The sequence below is a fragment of the Sorangium sp. So ce448 genome (assembly GCF_051520915.1).
Classification (GTDB): Bacteria; Myxococcota_A; Polyangia; order Polyangiales; family Polyangiaceae; genus Sorangium; species Sorangium cellulosum_B.
Genome location: NZ_CP150343.1, coordinates 5,614,272 through 5,628,147, shown reverse-complemented (window position 1 = coordinate 5,628,147; position 13,876 = coordinate 5,614,272). Strand labels below are relative to the sequence as shown.

Annotated in this window: 11 protein-coding genes; 1 reads left to right on the top strand and 10 read right to left on the bottom strand. The window is 71.0% G+C overall.

From position 1 onward, the window contains the following. Positions 1 to 8: 8 nt before the first annotated feature. Entirely contained in the window at positions 9 to 995 is a 987-nt protein-coding gene (gene dusB / locus WMF45_RS21145; protein ID WP_437718681.1) for a tRNA dihydrouridine synthase DusB, read from the bottom strand. 420 nt (positions 996 to 1,415) lie between these two features. Between dusB and WMF45_RS21140 the strand changes: the two genes are divergently transcribed. Next, complete coding sequence (locus tag WMF45_RS21140) at positions 1,416 to 3,071, top strand: serine/threonine-protein kinase (protein ID WP_437718680.1); 1,656 nt, start codon at positions 1,416 to 1,418, stop codon at positions 3,069 to 3,071. Between the two features lie 364 nt (positions 3,072 to 3,435). Here WMF45_RS21140 and WMF45_RS21135 read toward each other — a convergent pair whose 3' ends face one another. The 9 genes from WMF45_RS21135 to WMF45_RS21095 all read right to left on the bottom strand — a co-directional run bounded on the left by WMF45_RS21135 (position 3,436) and on the right by WMF45_RS21095 (position 13,783). Continuing rightward, positions 3,436 to 3,969: a hypothetical protein gene (locus tag WMF45_RS21135; protein ID WP_437718679.1), complete on the bottom strand. Its 534-nt coding sequence runs from the start codon at positions 3,967 to 3,969 to the stop codon at positions 3,436 to 3,438. Positions 3,970 to 4,889: 920 nt separating this feature from the next. After that, positions 4,890 to 5,954 carry a 3-isopropylmalate dehydrogenase gene (leuB, locus tag WMF45_RS21130; RefSeq protein WP_437554146.1) on the bottom strand — a complete coding sequence of 355 codons (1,065 nt, stop codon included), beginning with the start codon at positions 5,952 to 5,954 and terminating at the stop codon, positions 4,890 to 4,892. Next, positions 5,951 to 7,597 (bottom strand): citramalate synthase, encoded by a 1,647-nt coding sequence (gene cimA, locus WMF45_RS21125; protein WP_437718678.1) that lies wholly within the window; start codon positions 7,595 to 7,597, stop codon positions 5,951 to 5,953. The genes leuB and cimA overlap by 4 nt, the downstream gene beginning before the upstream one ends. 83 nt (positions 7,598 to 7,680) lie before the next feature. Continuing rightward, on the bottom strand, positions 7,681 to 9,375 hold the full coding sequence (locus tag WMF45_RS21120; RefSeq protein WP_437718677.1) for a 2-isopropylmalate synthase: 1,695 nt from the start codon (positions 9,373 to 9,375) through the stop codon (positions 7,681 to 7,683). A 34-nt stretch (positions 9,376 to 9,409) separates the two neighbouring features. Then, positions 9,410 to 10,423, bottom strand: a complete 1,014-nt coding sequence (gene ilvC / locus WMF45_RS21115) for a ketol-acid reductoisomerase (RefSeq protein WP_012236362.1) — start codon at positions 10,421 to 10,423, stop codon at positions 9,410 to 9,412. Positions 10,424 to 10,516: 93 nt separating this feature from the next. Continuing rightward, positions 10,517 to 11,065, bottom strand: a complete 549-nt coding sequence (ilvN, locus tag WMF45_RS21110; protein ID WP_437718676.1) for an acetolactate synthase small subunit — start codon at positions 11,063 to 11,065, stop codon at positions 10,517 to 10,519. Between the two features lie 137 nt (positions 11,066 to 11,202). After that, a complete protein-coding gene (gene ilvB, locus WMF45_RS21105; RefSeq protein WP_437718675.1) occupies positions 11,203 to 12,912 on the bottom strand; it encodes a biosynthetic-type acetolactate synthase large subunit in 1,710 nt (569 codons plus the stop codon). Between the two features lie 93 nt (positions 12,913 to 13,005). Beyond that, entirely contained in the window at positions 13,006 to 13,446 is a 441-nt protein-coding gene (locus WMF45_RS21100; RefSeq protein ID WP_437718674.1) for a hypothetical protein, read from the bottom strand. A 106-nt stretch (positions 13,447 to 13,552) separates the two neighbouring features. Then, entirely contained in the window at positions 13,553 to 13,783 is a 231-nt protein-coding gene (locus WMF45_RS21095) for a hypothetical protein (protein ID WP_437718673.1), read from the bottom strand. Between the last annotated feature and the right edge of the window lie 93 nt (positions 13,784 to 13,876).

Genomic DNA, 13,876 nt, shown 5'->3' with positions numbered 1-13,876 from the left:
GCCGCGCCTCAGGCCGCGAGCCGCTGCGCGGCGCTGTCGAGGATGTCGAGGCACCCCGACAGGCTGTCGCAGAAGAGCAGCTCGCGCCGGAGGGCCGACGCGCCGGGGAGGCCGCGGAGATAGCCGGTCAGGTGGCGCCGGGTCACGCGCACGCCGTGCGGCTCGCCGCGCGCCTCGGTGTTCGCGATGAGGTGCGCGCGGCACAGGGCGAGCCGCTCCTCGGCCGTCGGCGGCGGGAGGTGCACGCCATCGTCGAGGAGGGCCCGAGCCTCGCGGAAGATCCAGGGGTGGTCGATGGCGGCGCGGCCGACCATCACGCCGGCGCAGCCCGTCTCGCGGAGGGCGCGGGCCGCGTCGTCAGCGGTCTTGATGTCGCCGTTCACCACGACAGGGATGGACACGACCTCGCGCGCCCGGGCGGCCCAGCTCCAGTCGGCCGCGCCGCTGTGCCCCATCTGGGCCGTGCGGCAGTGGATCGTGAGCGCGGCGACGCCGGTGTCCTCGAGGCGGCGCGCGAGGTCGACGATCGGCATATGGGACTCCGGTCCCCAGCCGATGCGCGTCTTCACGGTGACCGGGAGGGCGACCGAGCGCGTCACGAGGCGGGCCATCGCCACCATCGCCTCCGGATCGCGGAGCCAGCCCGCGCCCGCGCCTCGTCCGGCGATCTTCGGCACCCAGCAGCCGCAGTTGATGTCCAGGAACGCCGGTCCGGCCTGCTCGGCGACGCGCGCGGCCTCGGCGAGGCGCTCCGGGTTGGCGCCGTAGATCTGGATCGCCGTCGGCTGATCGCCGTCGGCCAGGGCGAGCTTGCGCCGCGCGGTCTTGCACCCGCGCAGCAGCCCCTCGACGTTGACGAACTCCGTCACGCACAGCTCGGCGCCGAGCTCCCGGCCGATGCGGCGGAACACCGCGTCCGTCACGTCCTCCATGGGCGCGAGGACGACGGGGCGGCTTGCGAACAGCCGGCGAAAGCTTTCGGGCGAGAGCGGCACAGTGGCGAGCTTTCAAGCATGGATCCGGCCGGTTGACCAGGGCGACCGCCGCGGCCCGAGGCGTAAGGGGCCCGCTGAGCTCGAGCCCGCGGCGCCGGGCGCGAGCGGCGCCGCGGGCCGGCGGCCAAGGCGACGAGCGAGACCCCAGCCCCCAGGCGCCCCGGTCACCTCGCCGCGCCTCGGCGACCCGCCACGCCGCTCCCCCCGAGGCGCTGACAGGATTCATGACCTCACGGGCATGTGTGTGCACGGCGGACGAACACGGCATGTGGGGCGGCGAACGGTCATGTTGGTACGACATCCGGGGTGGGAGACGGCGGGCAGCGCAGCCCGGCATCGTGGCCGAGGAAACCTGCCGCACGAGAAGCCAACAACGCTCGCTTGACGTTCGGCGTGGCTCTGGCGACCCTCGAGATTGCCATGAAGCGTGCGCTGCTCCGAGAGGCTCTCCGCGCTGAGCGCTCGGCCGCGGCGCGCACGCTCAGAGAGCGCGAGACTCGCCCGCTCGGCACGCGGCGCAGCGCTCCGGGCGCCCACGACACGGAGAGCGTCCGTCGCGCGGTCCGCCGCGCTTTCCGGGTCGCGCTCTGGATATGGCCGGCGTTCACGCTTGTCGACGTGTTCATGGCGACCGTGCTGTACCCCGCGGCGCCGGTGTGGCGCTGCATCGTCCTGCGCGTCGTCGAGCAGGCGCTCTCCCTCGCCGTGTACCGGCTCTCGGGGCGCCCGACGCTCTCGGGGCGCGTCGTGCTCCTCGGGTACGAGGCCGCGTTCCTCACCGCCGCGATCTTCATCTCGCTGATGGCGCTCGATTTCGGCGGCCTGACGAGCGCATACATGCACGGGCTCTCCATCGTCGTGCTGCTCCGCACGGCGCTCGTGCCCGCGCCGTTCAGCAAGGCCCTCCTCGCCTCCGCGGCGATGTTCCTCGCCTTCCCGGCGACGATGGGCATCGCCGCGATCTTCTCCCCATCCATCCACGCGGCGTGGCTCGATCCGACGACGCTGCTCACGGCCGCGAGCCATTACATCTTCGTCCCTGCCTCGGGGGTGATCGGGGCGCTGTCGAGCCACGTCGTGTGGGCCGCGCAGCAGCAGGTCTATCAGGCGCGCAAGCTGGGCAGGTACCGGCTCGAGGCGCCGATCGGCAAAGGGGGGATGAGCGAGGTCTGGCTCGCGTGGGACGAGACGCTCCACCGCGACGTCGCCCTCAAGCTCCTCCGGACGCGGGACGCGCCGGACCCGGCGGTGCCGAAGCGCTTCGAGCAGGAGGCGCACGCGGCGAGCAAGCTCAGCGATCCGCACACCATCCGGATCTTCGACTTCGGAGCGAGCGACGACGGCATCTACTACATCGCCATGGAGCACCTGCGCGGGGCCGATCTCGCCGCGATCGTGCGCAGCTACGGCCCCATGCCCGTGGCGCGCGCCCTGCGCTTCGCCCTGCAGGCCTGCCGCTCGCTCATCGAGGCGCACGAGGCCGGGATCATCCACCGGGACATCAAGCCGCAGAACCTCTTCGTCACCCGCGTTGGCGACGATCACGACTTCCTCAAGCTGCTCGACTTCGGCGTCGCGCGGATGGTCGAGGGCGGCCGCGACGCCGAGCTCACGAACAGCGGCATGCTCTGCGGGACGCCCGCCTACATGGCACCGGAGGTGTGTCGCGGCGATCGGGCGGATGCGCGCAGCGACATCTACTCGCTCGGGGGCACGCTCTACTTCCTGCTCACGGGGGAGCTGCCGTTCGAGGGCTCGTCGTCGGGGCAGCTCTTCGCCGCCCACATGACGAAGGCGCCCCTCGCGCCTTCCGTGCGGCGCGGCCCGACCGTCCCTCGCGCGGTCGACCGCCTCGTCCTGCGGTGCCTCGCCAAGGACCCGCGCCACCGTTTCCAGAGCGCGCGGGCGCTGTCCGATGCGCTCCTCCCGCTGCTCGACGAGTCTGCCTGGACCGCGGCCGACGCGGAGCGCTTCTGGGTGACCGAGCGCGCGGAGAAGCTCGGCCGCCCGGAAGCGCCGCCCGAGCGCTCCACCGCGGCGCGCGGGGGCTCGACGCGGACGGCCTCCGCTCGATAGGGCCGTCACGCCGCGCGCGCGGCCTCCGCTCTCACCTGCATGGGGGTCACGTGGTGGTGCTCCACGAGGACTCGCTTCCTCGTGAGCCGCGTCCCGAGCCTCGTCGAGGCCGACGCCTGGCCCCGGGTACCCCGGGACCGCTCGCAGACCCGTGCGGGCGATCCGGGGGCACCGCGGTGGCGGTCGAGGCCCCTCCGCGGCCGCGTGAGGGAGCCTCGACCCGTCAGGGGGCCCGTCGCTTCGCCGTCCGCTCACCTTGCCAGCGTCCCGCCGTGGCGAGGACCGAGCCGCGGCGGCGCCGCACCAGGGGCGCGGAGCGGGCGTCAGCAGGGCCTTCTCAAGCGAACCGTGCTAGCGCGGCGTCCTACCAGCCGCAGCCGCCGCCCCAGCCGCCCCAGCCGCAGCCGCCGCCCCAGCCGCCCCAGGGCCGGAAGCCCCAGCCGCCCCAGCCGCCCCAGCCGCCCCAGGGCCGGAAGCCCCAGCCGCCCCAGCCGCCCCAGGGCCGGAAGCCCCAGCCGCCGCCCCAGCCGCCCCAGGGCCGGAAGCCCCAGCCGCCGCCCCACCAGCGCGCCGCATCGGGCTTCTCGCCGACGCCCTCCTCGCCCGTCGGGGTCGCCGAGCCGGGGTCCACGGCGCCGACATCGGGCGCGCCGGGGGCCGGCGCGCTGGCGCTTGCTGCGCTGGGGTCCGTGGCGCTCTCGTCCATCGCCGGATTCGCGCTCGACTCCTGATCAGCGGAATCCGTCTCTTCGGCCTGGAACGCCTGCTTCGCCTCGTCGGTCTCGCTCATCACGTCGTCGGTGGGCGCGTCCGACGTCGTCGCCTCGGCCATGCAACCGGCCGCGGAGAGGGCCGTCGAGAGGGCGATGAGCGATGCGAACTTCGTCAATTGGCTCATGTTCCCGTTCTCCTGTGCACATCAATCCATGTCGAATGGAGTCATCGCCCGTCACGGCGACGAGCTTTGACACGCGGGGACCTGAGATCCCCCGCCGCACGATCATGTGTGGTGTTCGGGTGGTGATGTCGATTACCGCAGACAGGACACCTGAGACACCATGGACGCTTTCTGCGGGGCCGCGCGCGCCGCGAGGGACGCGCACGCGCTCCTTCCGGGAGGGAGCGAGCCGCGGCCACCCGGGAGAGCGCAAGCCGCGGCTGCGCGGCGCTCGCCGGCCTCCCACGTGCTCCAAGGGCTACGCGCGCTCTTCGCAGATGCAGGGCGCCGGACGCAGCGCCATCGCTCTGGCTGGCCAGCGCAGAGGAGCGCAGGCGCGCCGGACTGCGATGCTGGCGAGGACCGGGCGCGGGGAGGCCTGTCCTTATGAGGCTTCGGGCGTGGTGCCTAGAATGCGAACAGCACGATCAACGGAGATGAATCGGATGGCGCGGAGCACCCAGGCGTCGGCCGCGAGCGTGGCGTCGCGCGGCGAAGGATGCTTCATGAAGGCTCGCACGATCGCGTCGTCCGCCAGGATCTCCAGCGTGAAGGGTGATGGGGGAGATCCGCGCGATTGCGTCTCCGGAGCACATGCTCCCGCGGTTCGCACAGGAGATCGTCAGGGCCCCCAACGGACCCGTCCACGACACATACCGTCCCGTCCTGGTCGATGGCCGGGTGCGAAGAGCGATGGATTCGAGCGAGGAAAGCGGTGGACTGGACAGCCTGGGAGCAACGCGCAGGGGGGCCCGCGAAGGGGCCTTGTGTCTACGCGTCGATGGCCGTGCAGGGAAGGGGGCGAGAAGAGCGCGAGCGCCGTCGATCGCGCGCGGCGAGCCCCGGTGAGGGGCTCGCCCGAGGCCGCCTGGAGGGAGCGCTCAGCCCGCGAGCTTCGCGCGGACCGCCTCGCCCATCCCCTGGGTCGACAGCTTGCCGCCGAGGTCCGCCGTCCGCGCGCCGCCGGCGATGGCCTGCGCCACCGCGCGCTCGAGCACGGCCGCCTCCTTGTCGAGCCGCAGCGAGTGCCGGAGCAGCATCGCGGCGCTCAGGATCGTCCCGATCGGGTTGGCGAGCCCCTTGCCGGCGATGTCGGGCGCCGAGCCATGGATCGGCTCGTAGACCCCGCGCGTCCCATCGCCCAGCGACGCGCTCGGGCAGAGCCCCAGCGAGCCGGCGAGCACGGCGGCCTCGTCGGTCAGGATGTCGCCGAACATGTTCTCGGTGACGATGACGTCGAACGCCGCGGCCGCGGTGATGAGCCGCATCGCGCACGAGTCGACGAGCTGGTGCTCGATGCGGATCTCCGGGTGGCGGGCGGCGACCTCGGTCGCCACCGTGCGCCAGAGCCGCGACGACTCGAGGACGTTCGCCTTGTCGACGGACGTGACGAGGCGCCTGCGCGACGACGCGAGGCGGAACGCGAGCTCGACGACGCGCTGGATCTCCTCGTCCGTGTACTCGAGTGTGTCGACCGCGCGCCGGCGCCCGTTCACCTCCTCGCGGAGGCGCGGCTTGCCGAAGTAGAGCCCGCCCGTCAGCTCACGGACGACCAGGATGTCGACGTCCGCGAGCCGCTCTGCCTTGAGGGGAGAGGCCTGGATGAGCTCCGGGAACAGGCGGATCGGCCGCAGGTTGGCGTACAGGCCGAGCCCCTGGCGCAGCGCGAGCAACCCCTGCTCGGGGCGGACGCTCGCGCTCGGGTTGTCCCACTTGGGGCCGCCGACGGCGCCGAGCAGGACGGCATCCGCCGCGCGGCACGCGTCGAGCGTCTCCTGCGTCAGCGCCGTGCCGGTCGCGTCGATGGCGCACCCGCCGATGAGGTGCTCCGAGTAGCTGAAGCTGTGGCCGAACTGGGCGGCGACAGCGTCGAGGGTGGCGCGGGTTTCGGCGACCACTTCGACGCCGATGCCGTCGCCGGGCAAAAGAACGATATTGGCCTTCATGCGACCTCGCTGGCAGGCAACGTGGATGTGTACTGCTGTGGCTCTCTCGCTGCGAGCGTGAGCCCATACTCGATCCCGTCCGCGAGCGCATGCCAGGACGCATCGATGATGTTCGTCGACGCGCCGACGGTGCTCCACTGGCGGTGCGCGTCGCGGCTGTTGATGAGCACGCGCGTCGTCGCCGAGGTGCCGTCGCGCCCGTCGAGGATGCGCACCTTGTAGTCGACGAGCTGGATGTCACGCACGGCCGGGAACACGGGCGCGAGCGCCTTGCGGAGCGCGCCGTCGAGCGCGTTGACGGGGCCGGACCCCTCGGCTGCCGTGATCACCACCTCGTCGTCGACAGCGATCTTGATCATCGCCTCGGCGAAGGTGCCGACGCCCTCGCGCTGGCCCGCGATGACCTTGAAGTCGAGCAGCCGGAACGGCGGCTTGTAGCCCGGCGCGCTCCGGCGGAGCAGCAGCGCGACGGACGCCTCGGCCGCCTCGAACGACGATCCGCGCGCCTCGCGCTCCTTGATCTGCTCCAGCACCTCGACCTCGGCGCCCGTCGGCACCTCGAGCCCGAACTCCTCGGCCTTGCTGAGGAGGTTGCCGCGGCCCGACAGCTCGCTGACCACGGTCCGCATCGCGTTGCCGACGAGCGCGGGATCGATGTGCTGGTAGGACGCAGGCTCGCGCCGCATCGCCGCGACGTGCACGCCGCCCTTGTGCGCGAAGGCGCTCCGCCCGACGTAGGCCATGTGATCGTCGGGGGAGAGGTTCGCCACCTCGGCGACGTAGTGCGAGAGCTCGGTGAGCCCGCGGAGCGCCCCCTCCGGGAGCGCCCGGAGGTCGAGCTTCAGCTCCAGGTTCGGGATGATCGCGCAGAGGTTCGCGTTCCCGCAGCGCTCGCCATAGCCGTTGATCGTGCCCTGGACGTGGCGGGCGCCTCCGCGCACGGCGGCGATCGAGTTGGCGACCGCGCACTCGCCGTCGTTGTGCGCGTGGATGCCGAGCGGGTGGCCCAGCGCCGCCTTCATCTCGGCCACCACCGCCTCGATCTGCCAGGGCATCGAGCCGCCGTTCGTGTCGCAGAGCGTGACCACCTCCGCCCCGCCGCGCACGGCGGCGCGCAGCGTCTCGGTCGCGTACGACCGGTCGAGCGCGAACCCGTCGAAGAAGTGCTCGGCGTCGTAGATCACGCGGCGGCCGTGCGCGCGCAGGAAGGCGATCGTCTCCTCGATCATCCGGAGGTTCTCGTCGAGCGTCGTGCGCAGCACCGCCGTCACGTGCTGGACCGAGCTCTTGCCGAAGATCGTACAGACGCTCGTCCCGGCGGCGAGCAGCGCGCGCAGCCCGGGGTCGTCCTCGGGGGCCAGCGAGGCCCGGCGCGTCGAGCCGAACGCGGCGATCTTCGCGTGCTTCCACTCGATGTCCTTCGCCCGCTCGAAGAACTGCGCGTCCTTCGGGTTCGAGCCGGGCCACCCGCCCTCGATGAAGGTCAGGCCGAACGCGTCGAGGTGGCGCGCGATGCTCAGCTTGTCCTCGCACGCGAGCGAGATGCCCTCGCGCTGGGTGCCGTCCCGTAGCGTTGTGTCGTAGACGTCGACGCGGTCCGAGGGGCGGGCGCCCTGCTCCGCGCCGTTATGAGGCGGATTCATAAGGTTCGACTTCCTTGTGCAGCGAGATCGGGTCGCCGAGCTCGTCGCCCCCCTGGGGGGCCTCCTGCGCTCGGCGCACGGCCCTACCTCGCGGTCTCGACGGCGGCGCCGTGGCCGCTCTGGTTGCTCTCTGACGCCGCCGCGTCGTCCTTGGGCTCGACGCCGTAGGTCGCGAGGAGCCGGTTCAGGGCGGTGAGGTACGCCTTCGCGCTGGCCACCAGGATGTCGGTGTCAGCGCCGTGGCCGTGGAAGACGCGCGCCGCGGCGTCGTGCTGCGGGTGCCGCTTGCTCGACGTCGCGTCCGCCCGGACGCGGACGCTCACCTCGCCGAGCGCGTCGATGCCTTCGGTCACCGCGTGCACAGAGAACTCGAGGAGGCTGCTCGGAACGCGGACGATCTCGTCGATCGCCCGGTAGGCGGCGTCCACCGGCCCGGTGCCGATCGCGGCGCGGACGTGCAGCGCCCCGTCCGGCCCGCGGAGGCGGACGGTGGCGGTGGGCATGCCGGTGCTCCCGCAGGCGACCTGGAGCGCGTCGAGCGTGTAGAGATCGTCGGCCTGCGCCCGCGTGGTCGAGACGATCGCCTCGATATCGGGATCGGTGACGTGCTTCTTCTTGTCCGCGAGCGCCTTGAAGCTGGCGAACGCCGCCGCGAGCTGGGCCTCGTCGAGGTGGTAGCCGAGCTCCTCCAGCCGGTTGCGGAGCGCGTGCCTGCCCGAGTGCTTGCCGAGGACGAGCCGGGTCTGCGTCACCCCGACCATCTCCGGCCGCATGATCTCGTACGTCTCCTGGTGCTTCAGCATCCCGTCCTGGTGGATGCCGGACTCGTGCGCGAAGGCGTTGGCACCGACGATCGCCTTGTTCGGCTGGACGTTGAAGCCCGTGGCCGCGCTGACGAGGCGGCTCACGGTGGCGATCTGGGTCGTGTCGATCCCGGTGCGCAGCCCGAAGACGGCCCGGCGCGTGGCGAGCGCCATGACGATCTCCTCGAGCGCGGTGTTGCCGGCGCGCTCGCCGATGCCGTTGATGGTCACCTCGGCCTGGCGCGCGCCCGCGCGGATGCCCTCCAGCGCGTTGGCCGTCGCGAGCCCGAGGTCGTTGTGGCAGTGGACCGAGACGATGGCGCGGTCGATCCCCGGGACGTTCTTGCGGATCCCGGCGATGAGCGCGCCGAACTCGCTCGGGATGGTGTACCCGACGGTGTCCGGGATGTTGAGCGTGGTGGCCCCGGCGGCGATCGCGGCCTCGAGCACCTGGTAGAGGAACTCCGGCTCGCTCCGGCCGGCGTCCTCGGGGCTGAACTCCACGTCGGCGCACAGGTCGCGCGCGTACGCGACCATGGCCCGCACGCGGTCGAGCACCTCGGCCCGGGTCATCCGGAGCTTGTGCTTGAGGTGGATGTCGCTCGTGGCGAGGAAGGTGTGGATCCGGGGGTGCGCGGCCCGGGCGACGCCCTCCCACGCCTTGTCGATGTCGACCTTGGTGGCGCGGGCGAGGGCGCAGATGATCGGCGGGGTCGCGGCGGGGCGGCCGGTGACCGCGGCCGATCCCACGCGCTCGGCGATCGTCTGGACGGCGAGCAGATCGTCGGGGGAAGCGGCGGGGAAGCCCGTCTCGATGACGTCGACGCCGAGCTTCGCCAGCGCGAGCGCGATCTCGAGCTTCTCCGACGATGTCATCGTCGCGCCCGGCGACTGCTCGCCGTCGCGCAGCGTCGTGTCGAAGATGCGGACGTAATCGGACGGGGGCATCGCTTGATTCGCAATCATCTCAGGCATGGTGTTCTCCGCCGCCTCCCACGAGTGGAGAGGCTCAGTCGCCGGGCTTGATGGTGACGGGATCGATGAACGGCATCATCTTGCGCAGGTTGGCGCCCACGATCTCGAGCCGCTGCTCCCGCTCCTTCGCCCGCGTCGCCTCGAACTTCGGCCGGCCCGCCTCGTTCTCCGCGATCCACTTGCGCGCGAACTCGCCGCTCTGGATCTCGGCGAGGATGCGCTTCATCTCCTCGCGCGTCTTGTCGGTGATGACCCGCGGGCCGGACACGTAGTCGCCGTGCTCGGCGGTGTCGCTGATCGAGTACCGCATGTAGTTGAGGCCGCCGCGGTACATGAGGTCGACGATGAGCTTGAGCTCGTGCAGACACTCGAAGTACGCGATCTCCGGCTGGTAGCCCGCGTTGACGAGCGTCTCGAAGCCGGCCTTCACGAGCTCGCTCGCGCCGCCGCAGAGCACCGCCTGCTCGCCGAAGAGGTCGGTCTCGGTCTCCTCCGCGAACGTCGTGAGGAGCACCCCGGCGCGCGTCGCGCCGATGCCCTTCGCGTAGGCCAGCGCCTGGGCCTCCGCCTTGCCGCTCGCGTCCTGGTGGACGGCGAGGAGGGCCGGGACGCCGCCGCCGGCCTCGAACGTCTCGCGCACCCGGTGGCCGGGGCCCTTCGGGGCGATCATCGACACGTCGACCGACGGGGGGGGCGTGATCGTGTTGAAGCGGATGTTGAACCCGTGCGCGAACATGAGCGTCTTGCCGGGGCCGAGGTGCGGCGCGATCTGCTCGTTGTAGATGCGCGCCTGCGACGTGTCGGGGGCGAGGATCATGATGACGTCGGCGGCCTTCGCGGCCTCGGACACCGTGGCTACCTGCAGCCCCGCGGCCTGCGCCTTGGGCCGGCTCTTGCTGCCCTCGGGCAGGGCGACGATCACCGTGACGCCGCTGTCGCGCAGGTTCAGCGCGTGCGCGTGCCCCTGGGAGCCATAGCCGACGATCGCGACCTTCTTGCTCTGGATGAGCGAAAGATCCGCGTCGTTATCGTAAAAAATCTTAGCCATCTCTCTCTCCTTACAACCGGGACCCGCACCTCGCGGCTCCCGTCCTTCACGTCATTCACGTCTCGCGCGCGCTATTTACACCGTCTTGCAACGTCAGGTGGCGCCGTTCTCGGCCGTGCGCGCGGGGATCGAGTCGAACCTGGCCTCTGCCTCCTCGGCGCCGCGGGTCATCACGATCATCCCTGTCCGCACCATCTCGATGATCCCGAACGGGCGGAGCACCTCGAGCAGGCCCTCGATCTTGTCGCCGGTCCCGGTGATCTCGATGGTCAGCGCCTCGGGGGCGACATCGACGGTGCGCGCGCGGAACACCTCGCAGAGCTGGAGCACCTGCGCCCGGCTCGTCGCGTCCGCCTTCACCTTGATGAGCGCGAGGTCGCGCGCGACCGAGGCGGTGTGGGTGACGTCCCGGACCCAGAGGGTGTTGACCAGCTTGTAGAGGTTCGCCTCCAGGCGCCGCGCCCCGTCCTCGTCCGCCTCGAGGACCAGGGTCAGGCGCGAGATCCCGGCGATGTGGGTGCGCCCGACGCTCAGCGACTCGATGTTGTAGGCGCGCCGCCGGAAGAGGGACGCGACGCGGTTGAGCACGCCGGGGCGGTCTTCGACGTAGGCGATGAACGTGCGCAGGATGGGTCGATCCATGGATGCCTCTTGAAAGTCCCTCTTGTCTGTGGTGCGCCCGGCTCCGGCCGCGGCGCGCTCGGGCGCGCCCCGCCCGTCCGACGGGCGCACGCTCACGCTGGAGCGCGCGCCCAGGGCGCGTGGGTCTGCTGGCGCGTTCACGGGTCCTCCCCGGTCTCCACGATGGGGCTCGGGCGCCGGATCATGTCGTTCAGGTCGGCGCCGGCGGGGACCATCGGATAGACGCTATCCTCCTGCTCCACGCGGAAGTCGACGACCACGGTGCCCGGCGTGGCGCGGGCGCGCTCCACGGCCGCGGCGATCTCCTCGCGCTTCGTGACGCGGATGCCGGTCAGCCCGTGGGCCTCGGCGAGCTTCACGAAATCCGGGCTGCGCATCGGGGTCGCCGAGTAGCGCCGGTTGTAGAAGAACTCCTGCCACTGCCGCACCATGCCGAGGTAGCCGTTGTTGATGACGGCCACGTGGACCTTCAGCCCCTCCTGCGCGCAGGTCGAGAGCTCGCACGCGGTCATCTGGAAGCCGCCGTCGCCCACGACGACCCAGATCTCGTCCTCCGGCTTCGCGAAGCGCGCGCCGATCGCCGCCGGCAGGGAGAAGCCCATCGTGCCGAGCCCGCCGGAGGTGATGAGCTTCCGCGGGTGATCGTGCTTGTAGTACTGCGCTTCCCACATCTGGTGCTGGCCGACGTCGGTTACCACAAGCGCCTTGCCGTCGGTGAGCCGCCAGAGGTCGTGCATCACGTGCGCGGCGTACAATTTGTCGTTGTACGGCAATTGTTGAATGTCACGGACCGCCGAGTCGCCCTTCAGCAGGTTGATGCGCTCGACCCACGGGCCCCGGTTGCGCTGCTTGCACCCGGGGATGAGCGACAGCAGCGTGTCCCGGACGTCGCCGATCAGGCCGACATCGACCTTGACATTCTTGTTGATCTCTGACCGGTCGATCTCGACGTGGATCTTCTTCGCCTTGACGGCGTAGGTCTTGAGGTTGCCGGTCACGCGGTCGTCGAAGCGCATCCCGAGCGCGATGAGGAGGTCGGCCTCCTGGATGGCGGTGTTCACCCACGCCTCGCCGTGCATCCCCATCATGCCGAGGCTGAGGGGGTGCGTCGCCGGGAAGCCGCCGAGGCCGAGCAGCGTGGAGGCGACGGGGATCCCCGTCTTCTCCACGAAGGCGAGGAGCTCGCGCGTCGCCTCGGCCCTGACGATGCCCTGACCGGCCAGGATGAGCGGCCGCTCGGCCTCGTCGATGAGGTCGATCGCCTTCTCGATGTCCGTCTGGACGGCGTGCTGCGAGGGGCGGTAGCCGGGCAAGCGGACCTCGCCCTTCGGCGGCTCGAAGTCGATCGACGCCTGCTGGGCGTCCTTGGTGATGTCCACGAGCACAGGGCCCGGGCGGCCCGAGCGCGCGATGTAGAACGCCTCGCGGAGGGCAGGGGCGATGTCCCGGACGTCGGTCACGAGGTAGTTGTGCTTGGTGATGGGCAGGGTGACGCCCGTGATGTCCGTCTCCTGGAACGCGTCGGTCCCGAGCAGCTTGGACGGCACCTGCCCGGTGATACAGACGATCGGCGAGGAGTCGAGCATCGCCGTCGCGATCCCGGTGACGAGGTTCGTCGCGCCCGGCCCCGAGGTGGCGACGCACACGCCGACCTTGCCCGAGGCGCGGGCGTACCCGTCTGCCATGTGCGCTGCGCCCTGCTCGTGCCGGACGAGCACATGGCGGATCGGGTAACCGAGGATCGTGTCGTAGGCGGGCATGATCGCGCCGCCCGGATAGCCAAAGACCACGTCCACGCCTTCGCGGACGAGGACTTCCCAGATAATCTGTGCACCGGTTCGTTTCATAATTCCCGACTCCATCGAGTCATGCGGGTGAAGGTGGGGCCCATGGGGGCGCCTTGGCCGCGGGGTTCCGCCGTTTCTCAGAGGCTCAGCAACTTAGGCGATCGCGCGCTGCAGATCCTCCCGAGGGCCGCCGCCGCTGCTCTCCTCGCGGCGGATCGCGTCGAGCACCCTGCGCGCGTCGTCGAGCGACACGACACGCGAGCTGCCCGGCGCGCTCGCCGGCTTGGCGCGCTGGTCCACGTTGGAGCGCGCGGAGGGCGGGTCAGCATGGAACTCGAACGAGGCCTCCGCGGCGTCGCCGTGCGGGTGCGCGCCCTTGAGGTGCGTCGAGGAACGCTGGGGCGCGCGGACGGCACCCCCGCTGGCTCGGGCGCGGATCTCGTCGACGAGCGCCTCGAACTCCTCTCGCACGGCGCTCGACGCGACGGGCACCCCACATCCCGCGGCGACGAGCTCGGCGAGCTCCGCGATGCGCTGGCCGACGGCCTCGATCGAGGCGTCCTCCCGATTTTTCCTCGAATGTTCCTTGCTCACCTGATCCTCCTTCGACGACGGCTGCTCTCCGTGAACCCTCAGGCCGAAAAAAACGAAAGCCCCCGGACCATCTCGGTGCGGGGGCCTATCTCCATGCTGTTTCAGCTCAGAGCGGCGGCCCGCAACCGTTCCCGACGCGAATCAGCCCGACGACGTCAACTAGGCTGATGAGCGCAGGAATGGCTAGGCCCGCTAGGAGCCCGACGGACATGCCGCCTTCGACGACGACGAACGAACGCGCCGTCGAGGACGCCAACGAAGCGTGGTGCACAACCTTCTCAGCGAGGGTCCCATCGCCGGAGGCGTGGGCGCTGGCGGTGCACATCGACTTCTGCATGGCGTAGATGCTTCTACCCTACAGAGCTGCTGCGTCGCGTCAAGTTGTTTCTTTACAGATCGCTTGTTTCTGCGGCATTTCGTGCAGTTTTTT

Coding starts and splice junctions, on each gene's coding strand:
- cimA (WP_437718678.1), bottom strand. CDS start 7,597: ATGAATCCGCCTCATAACGGCGCGGAGCAGGGCGCCCGCCCCTCGGAC.
- ilvN (WP_437718676.1), bottom strand. CDS start 11,065: ATGGATCGACCCATCCTGCGCACGTTCATCGCCTACGTCGAAGACCGC.
- WMF45_RS21120 (WP_437718677.1), bottom strand. CDS start 9,375: ATGCCTGAGATGATTGCGAATCAAGCGATGCCCCCGTCCGATTACGTC.
- ilvB (WP_437718675.1), bottom strand. CDS start 12,912: ATGAAACGAACCGGTGCACAGATTATCTGGGAAGTCCTCGTCCGCGAA.
- WMF45_RS21140 (WP_437718680.1), top strand. CDS start 1,416: ATGAAGCGTGCGCTGCTCCGAGAGGCTCTCCGCGCTGAGCGCTCGGCC.
- ilvC (WP_012236362.1), bottom strand. CDS start 10,423: ATGGCTAAGATTTTTTACGATAACGACGCGGATCTTTCGCTCATCCAG.
- leuB (WP_437554146.1), bottom strand. CDS start 5,954: ATGAAGGCCAATATCGTTCTTTTGCCCGGCGACGGCATCGGCGTCGAA.
- WMF45_RS21095 (WP_437718673.1), bottom strand. CDS start 13,783: ATGCAGAAGTCGATGTGCACCGCCAGCGCCCACGCCTCCGGCGATGGG.
- WMF45_RS21135 (WP_437718679.1), bottom strand. CDS start 3,969: ATGAGCCAATTGACGAAGTTCGCATCGCTCATCGCCCTCTCGACGGCC.